26 protein-coding genes are annotated in these 24891 nt (G+C 64.8%); 7 read left to right on the top strand and 19 right to left on the bottom strand.

All coding sequences use genetic code 11. The annotated features are described in order from the left end of the window. Positions 1 to 118 precede the first annotated feature (118 nt). The 10 genes from DBR47_RS01655 to DBR47_RS01610 form a co-directional block, all read right to left on the bottom strand. Positions 119 to 1279, bottom strand: a complete 1161-nt coding sequence (locus DBR47_RS01655; RefSeq protein ID WP_124446246.1) for an ABC transporter substrate-binding protein — start codon at positions 1277 to 1279, stop codon at positions 119 to 121. A gap of 85 nt (positions 1280 to 1364) precedes the next feature. Continuing rightward, positions 1365 to 2021, bottom strand: a complete 657-nt coding sequence (locus DBR47_RS01650; RefSeq protein WP_124446245.1) for a TetR/AcrR family transcriptional regulator — start codon at positions 2019 to 2021, stop codon at positions 1365 to 1367. Between the two features lie 49 nt (positions 2022 to 2070). After that, entirely contained in the window at positions 2071 to 3153 is a 1083-nt protein-coding gene (gene paaE / locus DBR47_RS01645; protein ID WP_124446244.1) for a 1,2-phenylacetyl-CoA epoxidase subunit PaaE, read from the bottom strand. Between the two features lie 5 nt (positions 3154 to 3158). After that, a complete protein-coding gene (gene paaD / locus DBR47_RS01640; RefSeq protein ID WP_124446243.1) occupies positions 3159 to 3677 on the bottom strand; it encodes a 1,2-phenylacetyl-CoA epoxidase subunit PaaD in 519 nt (172 codons plus the stop codon). 2 nt (positions 3678 to 3679) lie between these two features. Continuing rightward, positions 3680 to 4480, bottom strand: coding sequence for a 1,2-phenylacetyl-CoA epoxidase subunit PaaC (gene paaC / locus DBR47_RS01635; protein WP_124446242.1), 801 nt, complete (start codon positions 4478 to 4480; stop codon positions 3680 to 3682). 14 nt (positions 4481 to 4494) lie between these two features. After that, positions 4495 to 4809 carry a 1,2-phenylacetyl-CoA epoxidase subunit PaaB gene (gene paaB / locus DBR47_RS01630; protein WP_124446241.1) on the bottom strand — a complete coding sequence of 105 codons (315 nt, stop codon included), beginning with the start codon at positions 4807 to 4809 and terminating at the stop codon, positions 4495 to 4497. Between the two features lie 36 nt (positions 4810 to 4845). Beyond that, the gene (gene paaA / locus DBR47_RS01625) at positions 4846 to 5847 is read right to left on the bottom strand and encodes a 1,2-phenylacetyl-CoA epoxidase subunit PaaA (protein WP_124446240.1); all 1002 of its coding nucleotides are present in this window, start codon (positions 5845 to 5847) and stop codon (positions 4846 to 4848) included. Positions 5848 to 5870: 23 nt separating this feature from the next. Continuing rightward, positions 5871 to 7181 (bottom strand): phenylacetate--CoA ligase PaaK, encoded by a 1311-nt coding sequence (paaK, locus tag DBR47_RS01620; protein WP_124446239.1) that lies wholly within the window; start codon positions 7179 to 7181, stop codon positions 5871 to 5873. A gap of 2 nt (positions 7182 to 7183) precedes the next feature. Beyond that, complete coding sequence (paaI, locus tag DBR47_RS01615; RefSeq protein WP_124446238.1) at positions 7184 to 7651, bottom strand: hydroxyphenylacetyl-CoA thioesterase PaaI; 468 nt, start codon at positions 7649 to 7651, stop codon at positions 7184 to 7186. A gap of 17 nt (positions 7652 to 7668) precedes the next feature. Next, positions 7669 to 8478, bottom strand: a complete 810-nt coding sequence (locus tag DBR47_RS01610; RefSeq protein WP_124446237.1) for an enoyl-CoA hydratase-related protein — start codon at positions 8476 to 8478, stop codon at positions 7669 to 7671. A 210-nt stretch (positions 8479 to 8688) separates the two neighbouring features. On the opposite strand from DBR47_RS01610, the gene DBR47_RS01605 reads away from it, so the two are divergent. From DBR47_RS01605 to glp, 6 genes are all read left to right on the top strand, one after another. Beyond that, positions 8689 to 9291, top strand: coding sequence for a phenylacetic acid degradation protein PaaY (locus DBR47_RS01605; RefSeq protein WP_124446236.1), 603 nt, complete (start codon positions 8689 to 8691; stop codon positions 9289 to 9291). A gap of 179 nt (positions 9292 to 9470) precedes the next feature. Next, the gene (locus DBR47_RS01600; protein WP_124446235.1) at positions 9471 to 11279 is read left to right on the top strand and encodes a hybrid sensor histidine kinase/response regulator; all 1809 of its coding nucleotides are present in this window, start codon (positions 9471 to 9473) and stop codon (positions 11277 to 11279) included. Between the two features lie 126 nt (positions 11280 to 11405). Continuing rightward, positions 11406 to 12521, top strand: a complete 1116-nt coding sequence (gene moaA, locus DBR47_RS01595) for a GTP 3',8-cyclase MoaA (protein ID WP_124446234.1) — start codon at positions 11406 to 11408, stop codon at positions 12519 to 12521. A 4-nt stretch (positions 12522 to 12525) separates the two neighbouring features. After that, a complete protein-coding gene (gene mobA, locus DBR47_RS01590; RefSeq protein ID WP_124446233.1) occupies positions 12526 to 13188 on the top strand; it encodes a molybdenum cofactor guanylyltransferase MobA in 663 nt (220 codons plus the stop codon). A gap of 7 nt (positions 13189 to 13195) precedes the next feature. Beyond that, positions 13196 to 13756 (top strand): GNAT family N-acetyltransferase, encoded by a 561-nt coding sequence (locus DBR47_RS01585; protein ID WP_197046808.1) that lies wholly within the window; start codon positions 13196 to 13198, stop codon positions 13754 to 13756. Positions 13757 to 13770: 14 nt separating this feature from the next. Beyond that, entirely contained in the window at positions 13771 to 15075 is a 1305-nt protein-coding gene (glp, locus tag DBR47_RS01580; RefSeq protein ID WP_124446232.1) for a gephyrin-like molybdotransferase Glp, read from the top strand. 146 nt (positions 15076 to 15221) lie between these two features. On the opposite strand, the gene DBR47_RS01575 is transcribed toward glp, so the two are convergent. The 3 genes from DBR47_RS01575 to DBR47_RS01565 form a co-directional block, all read right to left on the bottom strand. Next, positions 15222 to 15710 (bottom strand): hypothetical protein, encoded by a 489-nt coding sequence (locus DBR47_RS01575; protein WP_197046807.1) that lies wholly within the window; start codon positions 15708 to 15710, stop codon positions 15222 to 15224. Between the two features lie 228 nt (positions 15711 to 15938). Continuing rightward, a complete protein-coding gene (locus DBR47_RS01570) occupies positions 15939 to 16235 on the bottom strand; it encodes a hypothetical protein (RefSeq protein ID WP_124446231.1) in 297 nt (98 codons plus the stop codon). Between the two features lie 21 nt (positions 16236 to 16256). Then, the gene (locus DBR47_RS01565) at positions 16257 to 16724 is read right to left on the bottom strand and encodes a hypothetical protein (protein WP_124446230.1); all 468 of its coding nucleotides are present in this window, start codon (positions 16722 to 16724) and stop codon (positions 16257 to 16259) included. Positions 16725 to 16863: 139 nt separating this feature from the next. On the opposite strand from DBR47_RS01565, the gene DBR47_RS01560 reads away from it, so the two are divergent. Further along, the gene (locus DBR47_RS01560) at positions 16864 to 17433 is read left to right on the top strand and encodes a DUF1697 domain-containing protein (RefSeq protein WP_124446229.1); all 570 of its coding nucleotides are present in this window, start codon (positions 16864 to 16866) and stop codon (positions 17431 to 17433) included. Here DBR47_RS01560 and DBR47_RS01555 read toward each other — a convergent pair. From DBR47_RS01555 to DBR47_RS01530, 6 genes are read right to left on the bottom strand one after another with little or no spacing between them, the layout of a single operon-like run. Next, the gene (locus tag DBR47_RS01555) at positions 17405 to 18841 is read right to left on the bottom strand and encodes a PAS domain-containing sensor histidine kinase (RefSeq protein ID WP_124446228.1); all 1437 of its coding nucleotides are present in this window, start codon (positions 18839 to 18841) and stop codon (positions 17405 to 17407) included. The genes DBR47_RS01560 and DBR47_RS01555 overlap by 29 nt on opposite strands. Then, positions 18834 to 20201, bottom strand: coding sequence for a sigma-54 dependent transcriptional regulator (locus DBR47_RS01550; RefSeq protein WP_124446227.1), 1368 nt, complete (start codon positions 20199 to 20201; stop codon positions 18834 to 18836). Before DBR47_RS01550 ends, DBR47_RS01555 begins: the two co-directional genes overlap by 8 nt. A 55-nt stretch (positions 20202 to 20256) precedes the next feature. Then, positions 20257 to 21477 (bottom strand): ABC transporter permease, encoded by a 1221-nt coding sequence (locus DBR47_RS01545; protein ID WP_124446226.1) that lies wholly within the window; start codon positions 21475 to 21477, stop codon positions 20257 to 20259. 22 nt (positions 21478 to 21499) lie between these two features. Further along, entirely contained in the window at positions 21500 to 22819 is a 1320-nt protein-coding gene (locus tag DBR47_RS01540) for an ABC transporter permease (RefSeq protein ID WP_197046806.1), read from the bottom strand. Then, positions 22819 to 24183 carry a TolC family outer membrane protein gene (locus DBR47_RS01535; protein WP_124446225.1) on the bottom strand — a complete coding sequence of 455 codons (1365 nt, stop codon included), beginning with the start codon at positions 24181 to 24183 and terminating at the stop codon, positions 22819 to 22821. Before DBR47_RS01535 ends, DBR47_RS01540 begins: the two co-directional genes overlap by 1 nt. Next, a complete protein-coding gene (locus DBR47_RS01530) occupies positions 24183 to 24884 on the bottom strand; it encodes an ABC transporter ATP-binding protein (RefSeq protein WP_124446224.1) in 702 nt (233 codons plus the stop codon). The genes DBR47_RS01535 and DBR47_RS01530 overlap by 1 nt, the downstream gene beginning before the upstream one ends. Between the last annotated feature and the right edge of the window lie 7 nt (positions 24885 to 24891).

Raw genomic sequence — 24891 nt, 5'->3', positions numbered from 1 at the left:
CCGCCGAGGGGCGTCGCGAGCGAGCCGAGATTGGGTCTGAAGCGCGCAGCCGTACTTCCTGTACGGCGAGCACTGCAAGGCCCAAGATCGGCTTGAGCTTAGCCCAGCGGCGGCGCGATTAGGGTTGGTATTTCCAGGTGCCCTTCTCAATCTTGACCATCACGCGCGCGCGCTGGTCCAGACCCAGATGGTCGGTGGGCGACATGGTGAACACGCCGTGGGCACCGGGCATTTCCTTGACGCTTTCCAGCGCATCACGCAGGGCGGCGCGGAAGGCGGGCGTGCCGGGCTGGGCTTTCTTCAAGGCCGCAGGCACGGCGGCTTGCAGCAGCAGGCCGGCATCCCAGGCATGGCCACCAAAGGTCGACACATTGCCCTTGCCAAACGCGCCCTCGTACTTGGCGATGTAGTCCAGCGCGCTCTTCTTGACCGGATGATCGGCCGGCAGCTGCGCCGCCACCAGCACCGGGCCGGAGGGCAGGAAGGTGCCTTCCACATCCTTGCCACCTACCCGCAGGAAGTCGTTATTGGCCACACCGTGGGTTTGATAAAACTTGCCGGTGTAGCCGCGTTCCTTCAGCGTCTTTTGCGGCAGCACGGCCGGCGTGCCGGAGCCACCGATCAGCACCGCATCGGGCTTGGCGGCCAAGACCTTGAGCACCTGGCCGGTGACCGAGGTGTCGGTGCGGTTGTAGCGCTCGGAGGCCACGATCTGCACACCCTTGATGGCGGCAATCTTGCTGAACTCATTGAACCAGCCTTCGCCGTAGGCATCGGCAAAACCGATATAGCCGGCCGTCTTCACACCGGCCGCGGCCATGTGCTGGACGATGGCCAGGGCCATCATGATGTCGTTCTGCGGGGTCTTGAAAACCCAGCGCTTTTTATTGTCGACCGGCTCGACGATGCGGGCCGAGGCGGCCATGGAGATCATGGGCGTGCTGCCCTCCACCACCGCGTCGATCATGGCGAGTGAATTGGGCGTCACGGTGGAGCCGATCACCACATCGACTTTGTGCTCGCTGATCAGCTTGCGGGTGTTGGACACGGCGGCCGTGGTGTCCGAGGCGTCGTCCAGCACGATGTAGTTGATCTTCTGCCCGCCGATGGTGGTGGGCATCAGGCTGATGGTGTTCTTCTCTGGGATGCCCAGCGAGGCGGCCGGGCCGGTGGCCGAGACGGTCACGCCCACATTGATGTCGGCCAGGGCGGCGCTGACCAAGCCGGCGCCGAGGCTCAAGGCCAGCAAAGACTTCTTCGTCAAGTTCTTGAGTTTCATTGTGCTTGTCTCCTGTCTAGGTTTGATTGACTAACGGACCGAATGAACGAATAAAGACCAAAACGAATACTGAGGGGCCAAGCCTTCAGGAGGCTTGCAAACTCTTGCGAGGCTTGCGCACCACCTTGCTTGGCGCCGCGGCGGGCTGCGCCTGCACCGCGCCCAGGCCACCAAAGAACAGATCGGCCACCATGGGGGCCATATCCTCGTAACTCAAATCGCCATCGGGCTTGAGCCAGGTGAAGGTCCAGTTGATCATGCCGAACAAAAGCATGGTCAGGGGCTTGTGCAGCTTCGCCGCCTGCAGCTCGGGCCGCAGGGCCGCCACCGCATCGGCAAAAGCGCCCACCACCTGGCGCTCGATCAGCAGCAGGCGCTCTTGATCGGCCTCGCCCAGGAACTTCACATCCTCGGTCAAGACCCGGTGCTGGTTTTGTGCCTCGCCATAGCTTTGCACAAAACGTGCGATCAGGGCGCGCAGATGGGCCTCGGGCGCCAACTGCTGCGCCTTCACCTCGTCCACCAGGCGGGCCAGGCCTTGCACATGGGTCTCGCAGATCTGGCCCAACAACTCCTGCTTGTCCTTCACATAGTGGTACAGCGTCGGCTTGGAGACCTCGCAGGCCTCGGCCACCGCATTCATCGAGGTACCGGCATAGCCATGGTGGGCAAACAGGCGCGCCGCGGCGGCCAGAATTTCTTCTCGCTGATTCTCAAAACCCGGGGCGCGTCCTCTGGCCATGCTGTTTTTTTCTCGTCGTTTGCTGATGGGCCGCCAGTGTGCCCCAGGCTCAGCGTTCGTCGAAAGAGATGACGACACGCGGGGTCAGCGCATGAGCTTGGCAGCTGAGGATGAAGCCGGCTGCCACCTCATGCTTGTCCAGGGCGAAGTTCTTGTCCATGCGCACCTCGCCTTCCAGCAGCTTGCAGCGGCAGGTCGAGCAGACCCCGCTCTTGCAGGAAAAAGGCACGTCCATGCCGGCGCGGGCTGCGGCGTCCAGCAGGCTGGCGTCGGTCTTGGCGAACTCGATCTCGCGGCTGATGCCGTCGCGAATCACCAGCACCTTGGCCGCATCGGCGTCTCCGGCCAAGACCGCATGAGGTGCAGGCTTGCCGGCCTGCGTCTCGGGCGTGCCAAAGCGTTCGATATGGATGCGCTCCTCGGCCAGGCCGGCAGTGCGCAAGGCCTGCTCCACCGCCTCATTCATCTCGAAGGGGCCGCAGACGAAGACATGGTCGATGCTGGCCACAGGCAAAACGCTTTGCAAAAACTCGCCAATCTTGGCCTGGTCCAGGCGGCCGGCCAAGAGGGGCGAATCCACCAGCTCGCGCGAGAACACATGATGCAGGGACAACCGCGTCATGTACTGGTTCTTCAAGTCCTCGATCTCTTCCTTGAACATGGTCGAGGCCGGACGGCGATTGCCGTAGATCAGGGTAAAGCGGCTCTTGGGCTCACGCGCCAGCACCGACTTCATGATGGACAGAATCGGCGTGATGCCCGAACCCGCGGCGATGCCCACATAGTGACGCTCGCTCGTGGGCTCCAAGGCCACCGGGCAGAAACGGCCTTGGGGTGGGTAGCTCTCCAGCACATCGCCGGCCTTGAGCGAGTCATGCACCCAGGTCGAGAAGGCGCCGCCTTCGACCTTGCGCACACCCACGCGCAGCTCGTCGTCATCCACGCCCGCGCAGATGGAGTAGGAGCGGCGCAGGTCCTGGCCGTTCACGTCATGGCGCAGGGTCAGGTATTGCCCCTGGGTGAAGCGAAAGGTCTCGCGCTGATCGGCCGGGACCTCGAAGCTGACGACGACGCTCTCGTCCGTGTCAGCCGTTACCGCACGAACTTTCAGGGGATGAAAATGCAAGCTCATGGTTTTTAAATGGGTTTGAAGTATTCAAAGGGCTCGCGGCAGGCCAGGCAGCGGTACAGCGCCTTGCAGGCCGTGGAGCCAAAGGCCGAGAGCTTCTCGGTGTTCGCGCTGCCACAGCGCGGGCAGGCCAGTTGCGTCAGCGAGGCGCGATGTACCAGGCGTATCGGCTGCTCGCCAGCGTCCAGCACACGGCCGGGAGGCGCGATGCCATAGGCGCGCAGCTTCTCGCGCCCGGCCTCGCTGATCCAGTCCGTCGTCCAGGCCGGGGCTCTTTGCAAAATGATCTCGACCGTACCAAAGCGCGCCAGGGCGGCGCGCACATCGTCCTGAATCAATTCGGTGGCCGGGCAGCCGCTGTAAGTGGGCGTCAGCACCACCTCCAGGCCGCCAGCGGTTTCGCGCAGGTCCCGCACAATGCCCAGCTCCCACAGCGAGATCACCGGCACCTCGGGGTCGGGGATCTGGCGCAAGACCTCCCAGGCCGCTTCCAGGCGGCCACAGGAGGAGGATTGCACTTCTTGCATGATTACCACTTGCCGCCGGGGTAGGCGCGCTGCAGATACTGCATCTCGGCCAGCAGATGGCCCATATGCTCGCTATGGATGCCGAGAATGCCCGAGGGGACGTAGGCGCTGGGTTTGGGGTGGGCCAAACCGGCCTCGGCCAGGATCTCGTTCATCTGCGCCTGCCACTGGGGCTGCAAGCTGGACCATTGCGGGCCCAGGCCTTGGGCCGCGGCGGCCGCGCTGATGGCGTCGTCGGCAAACAGCTCGTTGAAGTAAGGCCAGAGCACGGCCAGGGCCGCACGCATCTTGGCGGCGGACTCGTCGGTGCCGTCGCCCAGGCGAACGACCCAATCGGCCGCATGCTGCTGCTGGTAACGCGCTTCCTTGACGGCCTTGGCGGCAATCGCAGCCACCTCGGCGTCGCTGGAGCTTTGCAGTTCATGCCACAGCAGCTGCAACCAGGTCGCCACGGCGAAGTTGCGCAGCTGGGTAAAGGCGAAGTCGCCCGGCTGTTGATTGCCGCTGGCGCTATTGGGCAACTCCATCAAGACCGGGTTGAAGTACTGGCGCTCGTCGCGCAAAAAGGCGAGCTGGTCTTCGTCATGGCCTTGGCCGTCGAGCTGGCCCGCACGGGTCAGCAGGCCGCGGGCCTGGCCCACCAGGTCCAGGGCCATATTGGACAGGGCCAGGTCTTCTTCAAGAATAGGCGCATGACCGCACCACTCGCCCAGACGCTGGGAGAGGATCAGGCAGGCATCGGCCAGGCGCAGCAGGTAGTGAACATCGGCCTTGTTGCCGACTTGGATCGAAGCGGTAGACATAAACGGACTTTCGATCACATATGGTTCACGGACTCGGGGAGTTCGTAGAACGTGGGGTGGCGGTAAACCTTGTCTTCCATGGGGTCGAAGTACATGCCCTTCTCGCCCGGGTCCGAGGCCACGATCTGGCTGGACAGCACCACCCAGATGCTGGTGCCTTCCTGGCGGCGGGTGTAGACCTCACGCGCCATCTGCACCGCCATCTTGGCGTCCGGGGCGTGCAGGCTGCCGCAATGCTTGTGGTCCAGGCCGGCCTTGCTGCGGACAAAGACTTCCCACAAAGGCCATTCGTTCTGGCTGCTGGGCTGGGTTTTAGGGGCTTCGCTCATGATGCTAAATCCTTGATCTTGTTGCTGGGCGCAGGCTCAGGCGGCCTTGGCTTTGAGTGACTGTTTCTTCGCATGGGCCAGGGCTGCTTCACGCACCCAAGCGCCTTCGTCCCAGGCCTTGACGCGGGCGGCCAGGCGCTCACGGTTGCAGGGGCCGTCGCCGCCCACCACACGCCAGAACTCCGCCCAATCGATGGCGCCAAAGTCGTAGTGCTCCGTCTCGGCATTCCACTTCAGATCGGCGTCGGGCACGGTCACGCCTAGCACCTCGGCCTGAGGGATGGTGGCGTCCACAAACTTCTGGCGCAGATCGTCGTTGGAGATGCGCTTGATGCCCCAGCGCATGGATTGCTCGGAGTTGGGCGAGTCTTTGTCGGCCGGGCCGAACATCATCAGCGAAGGCCACCACCAGCGGTTCACCGCATCCTGCACCATGGCTTTTTGCTCGGGCGTGCCATCGCGCATCATCACCAGCAGGGACTCATAACCCTGGCGTTGGTGGAAGCTTTCTTCGCGGCAAACGCGAATCATGGCGCGAGCGTAAGGCGCGAAAGAGCAGCGGCACAGCGGCACCTGGTTCATGATGGCCGCGCCATCCACCAGCCAGCCGATCACGCCGATATCAGCCCAGCTCAGCGTGGGGTAGTTGAAGATGGAGCTGTACTTGGCCTTGCCGGAATGCAAAGCGTCCAGCATCTGGTCGCGGCTTGTCCCTAAGGTCTCGGCGGCGGAGTAAAGATAGAGGCCGTGGCCGCCCTCGTCTTGCACCTTGGCCAAGAGAATCGCCTTGCGCTTGAGCGTGGGCGCGCGGGTGATCCAGTTGCCCTCGGGCAGCATGCCGACGATCTCGGAGTGCGCGTGCTGGCTGATCTGGCGCACCAAGGTCTTGCGGTAATGCTCGGGCATCCAGTCTTTGGCTTCGATGAAGTCTCCCGCATCAATGCGGGCTTCGAACGCGGCTTCCTTTTGGGCTTCCTCGGCGCTCTTGACCTTGGCGGCCACATCTTGAGGGCCGACGCTCATGGCTTGGGTGTACATGACTTACTCCTGAAATCTCTTTCTTAGCGTGGACGCTGATCCACGACACGGCGGGCCTTGCCCACCAGGGTGCGCTCGATGGAGTCGGGCGCGCCGATCTCGACCCGGGTGGACACGCCCACCAAGGTCTTGATGCGGTGTTGCAAAGACTTGGCAATGGCCGACACATCAGCCTGACCCACGGCCGCTTGTTGCAGCTCGCAGCGCACGATCACCGCGTCCAGCGGGCCTTCGCGCGAGACCACGATCTGGTACTGGCCCGAGAGCTGGGGCTCTTGCAGCACCAACTCCTCGATCTGGGTGGGGAACATATTGACGCCGCGGATGATCAGCATGTCGTCGCTGCGGCCGACGATCTTGCCCATGCGGCGCATGCTGCGTGAAGTGGGCGGCAGCAAACGGGTCAGGTCGCGGGTGCGATAGCGGATGATGGGCAGGGCTTCCTTGCTCAGCGAGGTGAAGACCAGCTCGCCCTCCTCGCCGTCGGGCAGCACCTCGCCGGTCTCGGGGTCGATGATCTCGGGGTAGAAATGGTCTTCCCAGATCACCGGGCCGTCCTTGCTCTCCACGCATTCGCTGGCAACACCTGGCCCCATCACCTCGGAGAGGCCGTAGATGTCCACCGCGTCGATGCCGGCCTTGCCCTCGATCTCACGGCGCATGGCCTCGGTCCAGGGCTCGGCGCCGAAGATGCCTACTTCCAAGCTGGACTCTTTCGCATCCAGGCCTTGGCGAGCAAACTCCTCGATGATCACCTGCATATAGCTGGGCGTGACCATGATGATCTTGGGCTTGAAGTCCTGGATCAGCTGAACCTGCTTCTCGGTCTGGCCGCCCGACATGGGGATGACGGTGCAACCCAGGCGCTCGGCGCCGTAATGCGCGCCCAGACCGCCGGTAAAGAGGCCGTAGCCATAGGCGATGTGGATGATGTCGCCCGCGCGGCCACCGGCGGCGCGGATGGAGCGCGCGACCAGATTCGCCCAGGTGTCGATGTCCCTTGCGGTATAGCCCACCACGGTCGGCTTGCCGGTGGTGCCCGAGGACGCATGGATGCGCGAGACCTGGTTTTGCGGCACGGCGAAGAGGCCGAAGGGGTAGTTGTCGCGCAGGTCTTTCTTGCCGGTGAAGGGGAACTTGGCAAGATCAGCCAAGGTCTTCAAATCACTGGGGTGCACGCCTTTGGCGTCGAACGCTGCCTTGTAATGCGGCACGTTTTCGTAGGCATGGCTCAGGGTCCAGCGCAGGCGCTGCAGCTGCAGGGCTTGCAATTCATCACGGCTGGCGGTCTCGATGGCCTCAAGCTCACCGGGGGCAGGAATCTTCGCGCTCATGGTCAAGCAGTCTCCTCGGACGCGGGGGGCACGGGTGGCACGGGCAAGAGCACCACGGGCTTGCCCTTGATGCGATAGGACTTGCCTCGGAACACGGCCACCAGTTCGTCCATTTGATTGGTGATGGTGATGTCGTAAACGCCGGTACGACCGGCCAGCGACACCTCGTGGGCAACGGCTTTGAGCCGATCTCCCAGACGGGACGGTGCCACGATGTCGATGGCAAAGCCCGAGGCCACCGTCAACTCGTTGTAGGAGTTGCAGGCGAAGGCAAAGGCCGAGTCGGCCAATGTGGTGATGAAGCCGCCGTGGCAGATGTCAAAGCCATTGAGCATGGACTCTGTCACCGTCATGGCCAGGGTGGCCGAGCCCGGCGCGATCGCCAGAATCTCCATGCCCAGACCCTTGGACGCGCGGTCGTTGGCAAACATGCCATCCCTGACCGCTTCAGCGATTTGTTGTGCATTCATGGCTTTTTTTGCCTCGTTCAGCGGTCGGTGAACTTGGGTGCGCGCTTTTGCATAAAGGCCTGCACGCCTTCCTTGTAGTCGGCGCTGAAGCCTTGTTGGCTCTGCAACTTGGCCTCCAGCTTCAAGGCATCGTCAAAGTCCAGCAAGCCAGCTGCGTCGATGGCGCGGCGGGTCTCGGCCAGGGCGCGCACCGGCATCTGGCTCATGCGCTGAGCCAGGGCCTGAGCGGCGCTCGCCAATTCTTCATCGGGCAGGCACTGGTAGATCAGACCCATGGACTGCGCGGCCTCGGCCGACAGCTTTTCACCCAGCAAGGCCAGTTGCAGGGCACGGGCACGGCCCACTAGGCGGGGCAGCAACCAGGTGCCGCCGCAGTCAGGCACCAGGCCAATCTTGGAAAAAGCCTGGATGAAACTGGCCGACTTGCCGGCCAGCACCAGATCGCAGCCCAGGGCGAAATTGGCACCGGCACCGGCTGCCACACCATTCACCGCCGCGATCACCGGCACCGGCATGCTGCGCACGCGCTGGGCCAGAGGAATGTAGAAGCCGTCCAGCAAGAGGCCGATGTCCTTGGCCGACTGATCCGCGTCAGCGGCCTCGGGCGGCTTGACCATGGGGTCAGACAAATCCTGGCCGGCGCAAAAGCCTCGCCCCGCGCCGGTGATGACCACACAGCGCACCGCCGCATCACCAGCCGCCGCATCCAGGGCCTGGCGCAATTCGCTCAGCATGCTGGAAGTGAAGGCATTCAAGGCCTGCGGGCGGTTCAGCGTCAGGGTCAGCACCGCGCCTTCTTGGCTGGACAGGATATGCGTTTCTTGCATGGCTAGGGGCTTGCTTCTGGCTAGGAATCTGAGGGGTTTGGGATCAAATTCATGCACTGCCGCTTGGCTGCAAGCGGTGATGCCGTTTTCAATCCAGGGGACCGGCAAATGTCAACACTCTTGACCGACCGGTCGGTAGATCGTAGGCTTGTGTTTGATTTAGCGCAAGTCAGGCGCCTCAGTGATAACCCTAAATTAGCGAGTTTTGCCATGCCCAGCTATGCCATCGACGGCGTCACCCCCGTGGTTCACCCAAGTAGCTATGTGCACCCTACAGCCGTGTTGATCGGCGATGTGATCGTCGGCCCCGGCTGCTATATCGGGCCCTGCGCCTCCTTGCGTGCGGACTTCGGACGCATCGTGCTGCAAGAAGGTGTCAATGTTCAAGACACATGCGTGATCCACGGATTTCCGGACTCGGAAACGCTGGTGGAAACGAATGGCCATATCGGCCACGGCGCCGTGCTGCATGGCTGCGTGATCCGCCACGACGCCTTGGTCGGCATGAATGCGGTGGTGATGGACGAGGCCGAGGTGGGGGCCTACAGCATCGTGGCCGCCTGCGCCTTTGTGCGCGCCGGGCTCAAGCTGCCCGAAAAGTCCCTGATCGCCGGCCTGCCCGCCAAGGTGATGCGCGAGCTCACCGAAAACGAAATCCGTTGGAAGCTGCAGGGCACGCAGACCTATCAAGACCTGACCCTGCGCTGCCAAGCCAGCTTGGTTGAAGTTCAGCCGCTGACGGAAGAAGAGGCCAATCGCCCGCGCCTGCAGGTGCAAGGCCCCAAGACCCTGGTGGCGAGCAAGAGATCCTGAGTTTGCTGACAGGCTAAACCCCTTCATGGCCAACCCTACTTCGGGAGGGTTCCAAGCGCCGCAAACAAAGTGCTAGCCTCCGATCAGAGGGGGCGGCGCTGCCCTGTTAACTTCGCGGCGCGAGAACAGCCCAACTCAATGACATGACCCAACCCGCAAGCTGAATCAAAGCCCGGCCCATGAATTTTGATCGCTGGCGCGGCCACGTACAGAGGCTGTGGAATGCGCCCCGGCACACGCTGCCCGAGCAAGCGCGCCTACAGCTGCTGGGCATGGCCTTCAAGCGCCTGGCCTTCAGCGTTCATGCCATGCCTTTTGTGGGCGCCCCCTTCCTGATCTGGATGGGAGTCCTCAAACTCGATCTCAGGACCATGTGGGTCTGGCTGCTGGCCTACGCCCTCGGCAATGCCTGGGTTCTTGCGCTGACCCAAGCCTTTCAAAGAGACGGTATTCAAATGCCCGCCAGCCAGGCGCTGGAAAAATGGCTGCCGATTATTCACCGCCTGGCGCTATTGCACGGGCTTGGCGTCAGCCTGCTGTCCATCCTCACCGCTGGACGCGTGCCAAGCGCCTTTGCCTACCTGTTGCTGACCACGCAAGCCGCCATGATTGCAGGCAATGCGACCCATCAATCGCCCGAGATTGGCACCTTCAATCGATTCTTTCTGATGTCATGGGGCGTTTGCCTTTTGGCCACGCCTTGGGTCTTCGGCTCGGAGTGGCCGGCCACGCTATTTCTCAGCCTGATCTACGTCGTCACCATCCACCGTCACACCATCAGCTCGCATCAGTTCTTCGTAAAGTACATGCAGCTTGAGGAAGACAGCAAGCAGCTGGCCGAGCGCTACCGCATGGCCAAGGAGGAGGCAGAGTCGGCCCTGCAGTCCAAGAACCAATTCCTCTCCACGGCCAGCCACGACCTCCGCCAACCCGTGCATGCCATGGGCTTTTTGATCGAATCCATCGCGCACCGCAATCAAGACCCCAGCCTGGTGCCCCCACTCAAGGACCTGCGCTACAGCGTGCGCTCCATCACCCGCATGTTCAGCGCCCTGCTCGATTTGTCCAGAATCGAAGGCGGCGCCCTCAACGTCCAACTGCAAACGGTCAACATCAAACCCCTGCTGCAGGAAGTGACCACCCTTTTCGGGGAAGAAGCAAAAAGCCGCCATCTGGTCCTGCGCGCCGCCATTCCAAAAGCCCCCTGCCTAGTGGCCGCTGATCCTCTTTTGCTCAAACAATCCCTGGTGAATCTGGTCCACAACGCCTTGCGCTACACCACCAAGGGCGGGGTGCTGCTTGGGCCGCGGCGTCGGGGCGATCAATGGCGGTTGGAGGTTTGGGACACCGGCATGGGCGTCTCCGACGACGACAAAAGCAAGGTCTACTCACCTTTTTACAGGCACGAACAGGCTTGGCATTTCGACAGTGCCGGCCATGGCCTGGGGCTGGCGGTGGTGGCGCGTTGTGCCAAGCTGATGGGCGCGAGCTATGGGCTGGAGTCCCGAGAGAAGCGTGGCTCCTGCTTCTGGATACAACTGCCAGCAGCGAGCCGACCAGCGCCGCTCCAAACCCTGTCCCCGGCCATCGGCGAGGCGCTGACACCGCCGACACTGCAGGGGCACTGCCTGATCGTCGAGGACGACCCCCAGGTCTCATCCGCCTGGCTGAGTCTGATGCAGGCTTGGGGCATAGAAGCTCGCTGCGCCAGTTCGGCGCAGGAGGCTTTCGCCTTGCTGGAGCAAGGCTTTGCACCTCAAGCCATTTTGTGTGACCAACGCCTACGCTCTGGCGATAGCGGTGTCGAGGTCTTGAAAGCCCTGTTCGCGCGCTGCCCCGACGCCAGCGGCGCCATAATCAGCGGCGAGTTTTCCTCGCCCGAATTGCAGCAGGCCGAACGCGACGGATTCCTGGTGCTGCGCAAGCCTCTGGATGCGTCGCAGCTTTTGCTCCTGCTCAAGCAATGGCTAGGCCCCTCCCTGCACTGATCCCGTCGGCCTTTCCACGAGCCGCCCACCCAGTTGCCTTGGCGCCGCGCCTGCCGAACTCAAAGCCCCCACCTCCCCCGCCCGCTTTGCCTGAGCTGCGGCTTGCGCCAAGGCACAATCAAGCCCATGTCCGACGCCAAAGTCATCCCCATCGCCGACCAGCGCGGTTTGCTGGCCATTCCCTCCGCTGCGGGCCCGACGCCGGAGCACGGCCCCTTGCTGGACGCCCTGGGGCGGCCGCTGCGCGATCTGCGCATCTCGGTCACCGACCGCTGCAACTTCCGCTGCAGCTACTGCATGCCCAAAGAGGTGTTCGACAAGCACTACGAATTCCTGCCCCATGCCGATCTGCTGAGCTTTGAGGAGATCACCCGCCTGGCCCGTGTCTTCGCGGCCCAAGGCGTGCAAAAGCTGCGCCTGACCGGGGGCGAACCGCTTTTGCGCCGGCATATCGAAACGCTGATTGAGATGCTGGCCCAGCTCCGCACGCCCGAGGGCCTGCCCCTGGACCTGACGTTGACCACCAATGGCTCCTTGCTGAAGAAAAAGGCGCAGGCCCTGAAGGACGCCGGCCTGCAGCGCATCACCGTCAGCCTGGACGGTCTGGATGACGCCCAGTTTCAGCGCATGAACGATGTGGGCTTCCCCGTAGGCGAGGTGCTGGACGGCATTGCCGCCGCCCAGGCCGTGGGCTTAGGCCCCATCAAAGTGAATATGGTGGTCAAGCGCGGCACGAATGAGGACCAGATCCTGCCCATGGCCCGCCACTTCCGCGGCACCGGCATCATCCTGCGCTTCATCGAGTACATGGATGTGGGCGCCAGCAATGGCTGGCAGATGGCCGAGGTTCTGCCCTCACGCGAGGTCTTGGCCTTGCTGCAAAGCGAGTTCCCCATGCAGGCCCTGGAGGCCAGCGCCCCCGGCGAAACGGCCGAGCGCTGGACCTATGCCGACGGGGGCGGCGAGATCGGCCTGATCTCCAGCGTCAGCAAGGCTTTTTGCGGCGACTGCAACCGCGCCCGCCTGTCTACCGAAGGCCGGCTCTTTATGTGCTTGTTCGCACACCAGGGCGCTGATCTGCGCGGTTTGCTACGCGGCAGCGCCGACGACAGTGCCCTGGGCCAGGCCTTGCGCGGGCTGTGGAGCCAGCGCACCGACCGCTACTCCCAGCTGCGCTCAAGTGGCCAGACCGAAGGCACGCCGGCCCAGCGACGGGTCGAGATGCATTACATCGGCGGCTGAACCCATGCCCAGAACCATCGCCCCTGAGGACATCACCGGCCTGCTGCTGGCCGGTGGCCGCGGCAGCCGCATGGGTGGCGTGGACAAAGGCCTGCAGCCGCTGCAGGGCCGGCCTCTTTTTGAATGGGTGCTGGCGCGCCTGCAGCCCCAGGTCGGCCCGCTGCTGATCAATGCCAACCGCAATCTCAAGACCTATGCCGCCCAGGGCCTGCGGGTCGTCAGCGATGCCGATGACAGCTTTGCCGGCCCGCTCGCGGGCCTGCTCGCCGGCCTGCAAGCCTGCGAGACCGAATGGCTGCTCAGCGCGCCCTGCGACACGCCCTTGCTGCCCACGGACTTGGCCGAACGCCTGGCCGCCGCGGCAGTGGCGGCCAACGCCGATCTGGCCGTGCCCATCAGCATCAATGCCCAGGATGCAGTGCCGGGCGAGCCGCCACGGCCGCAGATCCAGCCGGTTTTTTGCCTGCTGCGCGCCTCGCTCAAGAGCAGCTTGGCCGCCTATCTGCAAGGCGGCGGCCGCAAGATCGAAACCTGGCTGCGTGCCCAGAACCATGTGCTCCTGCCCTTTGACGCAGCGGGTGATGAGCAAGCCTTTTTCAACGCCAACCATCTGAGCGAGTTGCAGGCCTTGCAAAGCCTCTTGCCCGCCTCAGACCACCCCAGCTGAGCCCCGCATGAGCAGCCCTGTCACCCCCGCCTGGTCACCCAAACCCGACGCTCAAATTCGGCCCATGCACACGGCCGACCTGCCCGCCTACAAGGGCCTGCGCGACGCCATGTTGGCGCGCCACCCGGAGGCCTTCACCTCCGACTACGAGACCGAGTTGCAACGCGACGCCGACAGCTACAGAGGCCGTCTGAGCGGGGGCAATGGCGGCCACTGCCTGTTCACCCTGCTGGCCTGGGTGGGGCCCGAGTTGGTGGGCGCCATCAGCTGCGAACACGAGGCCAGGCTCAAGGTCAGGCATGTCGCCCATATCGTCGGCATGATGGTGCGCGACGATTTACACGGCCAGGGCCTGGGCCGGCAGTTGCTCAGCCGCACCCTCACCCTGCTGCGCGGCGAACCGGTGCTGGAGCTGGTCACGCTGAGCGTGACCGCCAGCAACACCGCCGCCGTCAGGCTTTACGAGCGCTGTGGCTTCCAGCGTCATGGCCGCCTGCCCGGCGCCATCCGCCTGGCCGACGGCCGCATCCTCGACAAAGACTTGATGAGTCTGCGTCTGCACTCTTGACCGCCCCCGCCCTCATGCCCAGCCCCGCACACGCCCAAGAATCCTTCGCCGATATTGCCGCTCGTCTGGCGGCTTATGACCCCAAGGCCTTGCGGGTGGAACTCGCCCAGCAATTCATTCAGTCCCTGCTCCAGCGACCCCAGACCATGGAGACCGTGGGCCTGCGGCAAGCGCGCGGCCGGGTGCTGGCGGCCGATGTCATTTCGCCGCTGAATGTGCCGGCCCATGACAACTCCGCCATGGACGGCTACGCCCTGCGCGCCAGCGATCTGCGCAGCGATGGCCCCACCCAGCTGCATGTTGCGGGCACCAGCCTGGCCGGCCAGGCCGCCGCGCCTGAGTTGGCGCCAGGCAGCTGCCAGCGCATCATGACCGGGGCCCTCATGCCCGCGGGCCTGGACACCGTCGTGCCGCAAGAATTCACCCGCGCGCTGATTGATGGCCAGATCGAAATTCCACCCGGTCTGCTGCAGGCCGGCGACAACCGCCGCTGCGCCGGTGAAGACCTGCGCCAGGGCGAGGTGGCCCTGAGCGCGGGCCGACGTTTGAAGCCCGCCGACATCGGCCTGCTGGCCTCCCTGGGCCTGGCCCAGGTGCAGGTCTGGCGCCGCCTCAAGGTAGCGGTCTTGTCCACTGGCAACGAGCTTTGCGAGCTGGGTCAATCGCCACGGGCCGGCGGCCTTTACGACAGCAATCGCTACACCTTGTGCGCCTTGCTGGAGCAACTGGGCGTGGAGGTGCTGGACCTGGGCCTGGTGCGCGATGAACCCGCGGCCCTGCGCGCCGCCTTTGCCCACGCCGCGGCGGAGGCCGACGCGGTGATCAGCTCCGGCGGCGTCAGCGTGGGCGAGGCCGATCACACCAAGGCCGTGATGGCCGAACTGGGCGATGTCTTGTTCTGGCGCGTGGCCATGCGGCCCGGCCGCCCGCTGGCCATTGGCCGCATCAGCAACACAGAGGGCCGCAGCTGCCTGATGTTCGGCCTGCCCGGCAACCCGGTGGCGGTGATGGTCACGTTTTACGCTTTTGTGCGCGAGGCCTTGCTGGCCATGAGCGGCGCCACACCCGAACCCCTGCTAACGCTACAAGCCATCAGCAGCCAGGCCCTGCGCAAGAAGCCCGGCCGCACGGAGTACCAGCGCGGCATCGTCAGCCGGCGCTCGGATGGCCGCTGGCAGGTCGACATCACCGGCAACCAGGGCTCGGGCATTTTGTCCAGCATGAGTCAAGCCAATGGCCTGGTGGTGCTGGGCCATGAACAAGGCGACTTGGCGGCGGGGGAGCTGGTGGAGGTGTGGCCGTTTGAGGGGCTGGCGTAGGCGTAGGCGTAGGCGTAGGCGTAGGTGTAGGTCGGGTTAGCGCAGCGTAACCCGACGTATCAAGCCCTTGTAACGCAGCAAATTTGCTCACTCGCACCGGTCCAACAATGTCGGGTTACGCTTTGCTAACCCGACCTACCCGGCTCTCAGCGAAGGCGTGAGAAATAGTTTTTACGAAAGACCGGCTTGCCATCGGCGCTGAAGAAGGCCACCGTCTCCAGCATCGAATTGCCATCCTCCAGAACGGTGTAGATCCGCGTGGAGGCCGGAACCCCACCCTTGGCCAATTGCATGATCAGCACCTCGGGGCGCGGCATCGTCGTTGCCGACATATCGGCCTCGAAGTTCGAGCTGACCGCGGTGGCCGAGCCGTCGAGCGGCGTGACGCCTTCGGCCCGCAGTGGAGCGCCCGAGGGGTCGATGACCTCCACCAAGGCCTTCAATCGACCACCCTCCGCCTCAGAAAAACTGATGGTGACGCTCTTGGGCCGAGCCGCCGGTGGCATGGGCAGCCTTGCCGTATCCACCGCCCAAACTCCGATCAAGGGCGGCTTGCTCGCCGCCGCGTCCGTCCCCGCCAGAACCGGGCCGGAACAAGAGAGCAAAAGGCTGAGAGCGATAGCGATGGTCTTCATCAGGAGATTCCTTTCCTTGGGCGAAGCGAACGAGCTAGCCAAGCAAAGTGAGTGGCAAGACAAGCAATGCCTTCAGCCTTGCCGAGCCAATCGGGCGTCTCTCGATTATTGACAAGCTGCCCCGGCTTGGGCGCATTCACACAGCCCTACCGAGGGAGGGCTGACATCGTGAAGCGATGCGCCTAGAGAAGAGCGGACGCGCCCAGGGCTTGAACCCAAGCAGAGTCCTCACTGCTTGATTTCCAAGACTTGGACCGGCCCGGCGTACTCGCCACTGAGACTTTCCGCGAACTCAAGGACGTCCTCAACCGACTCGTCCGGGTGAGACGAGGTCAAGATGAAGTTTCGCTGCGGCGAACCCGCAGCGATCGAGGCAGCGTCCACCAATTCCTCGATCTCGCGACATGCAGGACCGAGCACGGCGACAAACACGACGCCGTCTGCGACGAACTGCGCCGCCAGCTCGGGCATCCCCGCCGGCATTCCGTTCGGACAATGCAGGACGAGCTTTTGAGTGAACGGCATTGCGGTCCAACCCTCCCCGCCTCACTTCTCCGGCGTCAGCGCCTGAGTGATACGGTTGACGTCCACATAGCGCTCGAAGGCAGTCAGATTGCCCGCGACCTCGCGGTTGCTCATCAGTTCTTGCATGGCGAGCTGGCCCAGAAACTCAAAGGCCTTCTTCATCGCACCCGGGCCTTCGGCCTTGGCCAGGGCGCGCAGCTCGTTGGCACAGTTTTCGGCCAGCAAGCGGGTGAACAAGGCGCCAGCAGTACGCGAGGCCTGGTCCGCCGCTTCGGGCGTGGCCGCGGAAAGGCTCTTGATATCGGGATGCGAGGCCATGGCCAGAAAGATCCAGCGGGCCAGATCCTTGCGGTCCTTGCCATTGGTGTTGTCGGCCAAGCAGGTGCTGGCATTCTCGACCAGGCTGGGGGCCGAGGCCGGCGCGCTGAACAAGGGAAGTGCCAATGCTGCGGCCAGGGCCAAGGACTTGAAGCTGTGGTGGACTTGCATGGTGATGAAAAGCCTGTTGGGCTTTGAGAATGGTTCTGGGCCGCAGAATAGCGGCAAATCCTGTCTCGCCCGCTTCGGCGGCGCCGATGTTTGAGGCGACAAGGCAGGCACTGCAAAGTCAATCAAAGCCATCAAGAAAATGCCTATCTGCATCGCCCTGCTACGCGGAATCAATGTTGGCAAAGCCAAGCGCATCGCCATGGCCGATCTGCGCGCCTTGCTAGAGGGCCTGGGCCACAGCCGGGTCAAGACCTTGCTGAACAGCGGCAATATCGTGTTTGAAGCCGGGTTCAGAAAAGGCAGGAGCGAAGCCAGCGAGTTGCGCCGCATCGCCGATGAAATCGCCGCGGCCGTGCAAGCCCACGCCGGCTTTCATGCCGAGGTCATCGTCATCAGCGGCGAGGCCTTGCGCGCGGCGCTGCAGGCCAACCCTTTTCCGGCGGCGACGGAGCAGGCCTCGCAGTTCTTGCTCGCCTTCGCGCCGGACGCGGCCAGTCTCTCGGCCCTGGCCCCCTTGCAGGCCCAGGACTGGTCACCCGATCAATTCGCCCTGGGCGAGCAGGCCGCCTACCTCTGCTGCAGCGACGGAATTCTGGAAAGCCGCCTGGCCAAGGAGCTCTTGCGCCAGGGGACTTGCACCACCCGCAACTGGGCCACGCTGAGCAAGCTGCTCGAGCTGGTCAATCCAGCAGCGGCAACACCAGGCTGACCTGCATGCCGCCGCCCTCCCGCTTGGCCAGGGCGATGCGGCCGCCGTGGGCTTCGACGATTTCGCGGCTCAGGGCCAGGCCCAGGCCGCTGCCGCCCGTACTGCCTTGGCCCTCCTTGCCGACGCCGCTGCGCTTGGTGGAATAGAACGGCAGCAAGGCCTGGGCCAACACCGTCTCGCTCATGCCGGGCCCGCGGTCGGAGACGACCAGGCGCAGCTGCTGAGGGTGCTGTGGGCTGGGGCATTCCACCCGCAAACTCACCGCTTCGGCCGGGCCTCCGGCCTCATGAGCGTTCTTGATCAGATTGATCAAGGCCTGCTCGATCTGGCCCGCGTCGAAGCGCGCACCGCGTGTGGGGGGCTCACCCTCCAGAACAAAGCGCTGGTGCGCCGCCAGCGCCTCCAGAAACACCGGCCAATCCACCGCCTCCAGTTGCGGCAAAGGCAGCTTGGCAAACTGGGCGTAGCCGGACAAGAACTGGTGCAGATGGGCGGCCCGCGCCCCAATGCTTTGCAAGACTTGGGGCACTCGCTCAGCTTGGCCGCGTCGCAGCAGCTCCGCCCCGCTGTGGGCCAGCGAGGAAATCGGCGCCAGCGAGTTATTGAGCTCATGGCTGATGACGCGTATCACCCGCTTCCAGCTGGCCACCTCCTGGCGCGACAGCTCATGCGTCATGCGGCGCAGCAAGAGCAGGCGGTGCGGCCGGCCCTGCAGGGCGATCTCGCGCTGCGAGAGATGAAAGCGCTCTTCCAAGCCGCCTTCCTCCTCCACCGAGAAGAGCTGATCCTGTCGCCCGCTCAAGGCGCTGCGCATGGCCTCGGGCGCATCGGCCAGCAGCTCCTGCAAAGCCAGCCCACCCAGGCTGCGCCCCCCGGCCAGCAGGGCGCGAGCGGCGATATTGGCATAGGCGACGCGGCCTTGCTCGTCGCAGAGCAGCAGGGCCAGCGGTGTGTTCTGCACCACCGTGTCCAGCAGCAGCTCGCGCTGGGCCAGCTGCTGGCGTTGCTCGCGCAAGGCAATGCCTAACTCGTTATGCAAGCGCAGCAAATCACCCAGCTCGCCGCGGGCCTCGGGGCCGGTGGCGTTGATGGAGAGGCTGAAATCACCGTCCCGGTAACTCAGCACCGCGCCCTCCAGAGCCCGCAGCAAGCGCAAGAGCGGCGCCATCACCCGGGCGGCCAAAATCAGCAGCAAGGGCAGAACAAACACAAGGCTCAAGGCCAGCGAGGCCAGGCTCCAGGGCGCGGGCGCAGCCCAGGCCCAGCCCCAGTGCGCTTGCGCCCAGCGCAGCGCCGGCGGCAAGGGCCACACGGCGATGGCCGCATGCGTGGCCAGAGTCAGGGCGGCCGTCAGCATCAGCAGCAAAAACAGCCGCTGCCGCAGGCTGAGGCTGAACAGATCAGGCATCCTTTCCCAGCCCATCGCTCAGCCCATAACGCTCCATGCGCCGGTACAAGGCCTGGCGCGACAAGCCCAGCTGCTGGGCCGCGCGGCTGACCACGCCGCCCTGCTGGCTGAGTGCCGCGAGCACGGCCTCGCGGCTGGGCTCATCCAGACTGCGGGGCGGGGCCGCCGCATCTGCGCTGGGCGCTTGCAGGCCCAGATGCGCGGGCGTGATCCAGGGGCCCTCGCCCACCAGCAAGGCGGCGCGGGCCATCACGTTCTTGAGTTCACGCACATTGCCCGGCCAGGCGTGGGCCAGCAAGGCGTCGGTGGCGGCGTCGCTCAGCTGCGCCTTGGCGCCCGCCAGGAAATGCCGGGCCAGGGCCAGGATGTCGTCGCGGCGCTGGGCCAAGGCCGGTAGGCGCAACTCAAACACATTCAGGCGGTAGTACAGGTCCTCGCGGAAGGATCCTTGCGCCACCATGGCTTTGAGGTCGGCATTGGTGGCGCTAATGATGCGCAGATTCGATTCGCGGGTGCGGCTGGAGCCGAGGCGCTCAAAGCGCCCCGTTTCCAGCACCCGCAAGAGCTTGACCTGACCGGCCAGGGGCAAGGTACCGATCTCGTCCAGAAACAAGGTGCCGCCGTTGGCCGCCTCGAAGCGCCCTTCGCGAGCCTTGTGCGCGCCGGTGAAGGCGCCGCTCTCGGCGCCAAAGAGTTCGGCCTCGATCAGATCGGCCGGCAAGGCCCCGCAGTTCAGCGCAACAAAAGGGCCGCCGCGCCGCGCCGAGTTGGCATGCACGATGGCCGCTACCTTTTCCTTGCCGCTGCCATTGGGCCCGCTGACCAAGACCGGCAACTCGGTGCGCGCCACCTGGGCCGCCAGTTCCAGGGTGGCCAGCATGGCGTCGGATGCAAACACCAGGCCGTCCAGATCGATGCGGGCGGCCAGGGCCTCACGCCGCGCCTGGCGCTCCTGGCGCTGATTTTGCAAATCGCGATTGCTCTGCGCCAACTCCAACAGGTTCTCCACCGTGGCCAGCAGCTTGCGGTCATCCCAGGGCTTGGCCAGATAGTCGGCCGCCCCGGCCTTGACCAGCTCGACCGCGCTCTCCAGCCGCGTCCAGGCGGTCAGCAGAATCACCGGCAGATCGGGGCAGCGCGCGCGCAAGGCACGGAACAGGGCCACGCCTTCTTCGCCCGAGGTGGTGTCCGCCGTGAAGTTCATGTCCTGAATCACCAGATCCACCGGCTCGCGGGCCAGCAGGGCCAAACCGGCCTCCGGGCTGGCGGCGTAGAGGGTGCTGATGTCTTGCAAGGACAGCAGCAGGCTCAAGGCCTCGCCCACGCCGGGGTTGTCATCGATGATCAGAACGCTGCGCATAGAACCTCAAAAGTGGGGGCGAGCATAACGATATTTTTCATGGCCCCAAGCCTCCTCACATGCGCAGGGCCGCCACCGGGGGCAGGGCCGCGGCGCGCCGCGCTGGCGCCAGCACCGCCAGCTGCCCCAGAAGGACGAGTAGCGCGGCGCCTATGGGCAGATAGCTCCAGGGCAGGCGAGGCATCTCGTAGTTCTGCATCAGGAGCAGGCTCAAGGCATAAGCCCCCACCATGCCGATGACGATGCCCAGCCCGGACAGCAGCAGGTTCTCAAGCTGGAAGTAACGCAGGATCTGCCCACGGGTCGCACCCAGGGCGCGGCGCGTACCAATCATGCGACTGCGCTGCTGCACCCAGAAGCTGGCCAGACCCACGATGCCAAAAGCCGTCACCACCAGCAAGGCAAGGCAGACACCGCTCAGCAAGCCCACCATGGCACGGTCGGGCGCAAAGTACTCATCGCGCATTTCGCTCAGCGTCTGTTGGCGATTGATGATGCGGCGGCTGTCCACTTTCTCGATGGCGCTGACGGCCTGCTTGAGCAAGTCCGCCCGCCGAGCCGGGTCCACCCGCAGCAGATAGCTGCCCGTGCCAAAGCTGGGCCGCACCGGCAGCAGCAAGGCGGCATCCTCGATCAGAAAGCTGCCGCCCTTGGGGTGCGGGGGCTGCAACTTCTCCACCACGCCGACCACGGTCTGGGGCTTTTCACCAAAGATGTAAACCAGTTTGCCCAGGGCCGACTGGCCGGGAAAAAGTTTCTCCGCTGCCGCACGGTTCAGGATGACGCTGGGGATGGCCACCTCCGGGTCGAACTCGGCCTTGGACTGCAGCTGAAATTCCTGCGGCGTGAAGTCCCGCCCCGCCAGCAGACGCAGGCCCATCACCTCCAAGGCCGACTCGCCCACGATATAGGTGGAGACGCTCTCCTTGTTCACCCCATCGCCGGGCTCCAGCGCCACCCCGCTATTGCTGCTGTTATTGCCATAAGGCACCTGATTCAAGAGCATCGCCCCGCGCACGCCGGGCAGCGCCCGCAGGGCTTGCAGATCGCGCGCACTGACGGCGTCCTGGTCCTCGCTGCGGCTGATGCCAGCAACGTCCAGCACCAGCAGCTCGGACTCCGCCAGGCCGCTTTGCCTGGACATGGAATCCACCCGCTGCGAAATCAGGTGCAAGGCATTGCTGACGATGGCGCAGCTCAGCGCGATCTCCAGCACGATCAGGGCTGCGGCCGTCTTGTGGCGGCGCAGGGTGGAGAGAATAGGCATCAAGTCCATGATCTGTTTCCTGGTCTTTTACTTATTGAGTTTTCAGCTGCAGGGCCGGCGTGACACCCGCAGCACGCCAAGCCGGCAACAGCCCAGCGGCCAAGCTGGCGGCCAAAGACAGGGCCAGGCTCAGGCCCAGCATGGGCCAGTCCATCTGCACCACCTCGGCATAGTTGTTGGGGCTCAGTCGCACCAGCCACAGGCCGCCCCAAGCCAGCAACAAACCCAGAACGCCACCAGCCACGCCCAGCGCACCGGCCTCCACCAGGAACTGCACAAAGATGTCCTTGCGGGTCGCCCCCAGGGCGCGGCGTACACCGATCTCCCCCGAGCGCCGCAAGGCCGTGGCCAGGAGCAGGCCCACGGTATTGGTCAGGCAGACCAGCAGGAAACCGAAGGCCAGCCAGACCTGCAGCTTGACGTCCTCGGGCAAGACTTCTTGCTGGCTCAACCAGTCCATCACCGGGCGGGCGCGGGCATTGGGCGGGCGCTGGAAGCGGCCAGCCTCCAGCTGAGCCTTGGAGTAGTCGCGCAGATAGTCGCGATAGGCCGGCACTTCGGCCGGGCTGGCCAGCTCCACCCAGTACTGCAGCCAGGCGCAAGGCGCGTTGACGCCACGCCGATCGGGCACATTGCCGTCAGACCAGCAATTCATATTGCCGGAACTGCCGAGCTTGAGTTGCATGGCGGTTTGAAACGGCAGGTAGAGATCGGCCGCCTTGTTGTACTTGCCCTGGGTCAGGTCAAAGTAATGGGGCGTGGGCCGCCAGGGCTTCAACACACCGATCACCCGCAGGGGCGCGCCCTTGGCCGTGACCATGCGGCCACGGCTGTCGCCGCCGCCGAACAGGCGTTCATTCAGGCTGTGCGAGATCACCACCACCCGGGCCGCCTCGGCATCGGTCTGCGCGTCCCAGGCGCCACCGAAGGCGAAGGGCGCTTCAAACATGGGGAAGAAGTCCGCCGAGGCATAGCGGGCCGAGCTGAAGAAGGGCTTGATCTTGGCGTCATCCGGCTGCAAGGGCACATAGCCTGCCGTCATCATCACCTGGCGCGCGCCGCGTTTCTCACGCAGCAAGGCCTCGGCGTCATAACGGGTCAACTGCAGGGTTGGCTCGGCACCGGGGCGGTAGTCGCCGTCGCGCCGTTCGGCATCCAGCTGCACATTGAGCAGGCGCGCGCTTTTGCTGGGAATGGGGTCGGCCGCGAGCCCGTGGTAGACGCTCAGCGTGGTCATGCAAGCGCCGATGCCCAGGCCCAGGGCCAGGACCATCAACACGCTCAGACCGGGGCTGCGCCGAAAGCTGCGGCGGGCCAGATCGAGGTAGTAAGGCAACATCGAGGACAACATCAGAAGGCTCCCTTCTCGTTCTTGTTTCTGCTCTCGTTCACGGCCACCGTGGCATCCGCGGGGCTGAGCAATTGATTGACGGAGGCTAGCTCCGCCTCGCCCAAATGGCCGGCCGCCTGCTGCAGCAGCAAGGTGGACAACACATAGCGATGACGGGCTTGCTGGTACGCCATTTGCGCGGCCGACTGGCTTTGAATGGCCAGCAAGAGATCGGTCATCGTGCGGGTGCCCAGAGCCTGGCCGGCACGGGTGGCCGCCAGGCCTTGGACGGCGGCAGCCACGGCCCGGGCAGAGCTCTGCAGCTGGGCCCGGCTGGTTTGCCGCGCCTGGTACTGAGCCTGGGTCTCGCGCACCAGGGCGCGGCGGGCGGCTTCCAGCTCCTCGCGGGCGGCATCGCGCTGGTAAAGCGCCTGCCGCTTGATCGACTCGGTCGCCCCGCCGGCAAACAGCGGGATGCTCAGACGCAGGGCCAAGGTGTTGACCCAGCGCCCTTCGTTGATATCGCCGATCTGGCTGGGCTTGTTGCTGTAGCGCTCGCTGTCCAGGCCCAAGCTCAGCGTGGGCAGGTGAGCGGCGCGGGCCGCCGCCACTCTTTGCTCGCCTGCTCTCAGCCCAAGGCTGAAGGCCTGCAAGCCGGGGTTGTTCTGCAAGGCTTGCTCGACCCATGCCTGGGCGCCTTCATCGCCGGCTTGCTCTGCGGCCAGCTTGAGCTCGGCGGCCAGCGGCGCCAGCTCGGCTGCAGCGCCGCCCTCAGTACTTTCACCGCTGACTTGGCGCAAAGCCTGCCGCGCATCGGCCAGGGCTTCGCGCGATTCCAGGCTGCTGCCCTGGGCCAGGGCGTGATAAGTGCGTGCCTGGTCCACATCCACCTGGGCCGACAAGCCGGCCTCGAACCGGCTCTGCGCCTGCCTGACCTGCTCGGCGAAAGCGGCCTCATTGGCTTGGGCGGTATTCAAGCTGGCTTGCGCCGTCAGCACGCCGAAGTAGGCCGTGGCCACACGGGCGCACAAAGCCTGTTCGGCCGCACGCAGACGCGCCTCCTGGGCCGACAAAAGCGTCTGCGCCGCGTCCCAGCTGCGCAGCTGGCCCAGGTCCAGCAAGACCTGGCTCAGACGACTGGCCAGATCGCTGCGGCGGCTGCCGTCGCTGCCCAAGCGGCTTTGCGTGGCCTCAGCCTTCCACTGCGGCAAGAGGCCGGCTCTGGCTTGCAGGGCCTGCTCTTGCTGCACACCGCGCGCGGCCATGACCTGGCCCAGCACGGGGTCGCTGAGGCGGGCGCGGGCATAGACCTGCAGCAAGTCTTCTGCAGCGCCGAGCTGGGGCCAGGCCAGGCTCAGCGCCAAGACAAAGCCTAGCTTTCGCATCAAGCGGCCTCCAGCTTGAAACCGGGCAGCTCGGCGGCCATGTCCACCACCTGGCCGTCGATCACATGCACATTGCGCTGGGCGCGGGCGGCCAGCTGGGGGTCGTGGGTCACCATCACGATGGTGGCGCCCTCGCGGTGCAACTCCTCCAGCAGGTCCATCACGCTGCGGGCCATCTGGCTGTCCAGATTGCCGGTGGGCTCGTCCGCCAGCAGCAGCTTCGGGCTGCCAGCCAGGGCGCGGGCAATGGCCACGCGCTGCTGCTGGCCGCCCGACAACTCGGCCGGGTAATGCTTGGCACGAGCCGACAGGCCGACCCGGGCCAGGGCCTCGGCGGCGCGCTTTTTGCGCTCCGCCGCGGCCATGCCGCGATACCTCAGCGGCACCTCGATATTGTCCAGCACGTTCAGATCCGGGATCAGATTGAAGGCCTGGAAGATGAAGCCAATCTTCTCGTTGCGGATGCGCGATCGGCGGTCGTCGTCCATCTGGCTGACGTCCACCCCGTCCAGCCAATAGCTGCCGCCGCTGAAGGCTTCCAGCAGGCCGGCAATCGTCAGAAAAGTGGTCTTGCCCGAGCCCGAGGGGCCGGTGACGGCGACGAACTCGCCGGCCTTGACCGTGAGGTTGAAGTCGCGCAAGGCATAGGTTTCCACCATCTCGGTGCGGTAGACCTTGGCCAGGGATGTCATCTTCAGCATGTTCTTT

The sequence above is a fragment of the Paucibacter sp. KBW04 genome (genome assembly GCF_003852425.1).
Lineage (GTDB): Bacteria > Pseudomonadota > Gammaproteobacteria > Burkholderiales > Burkholderiaceae_C > Paucibacter_A.
This window is presented reverse-complemented; position numbering and strand designations above follow the sequence as displayed.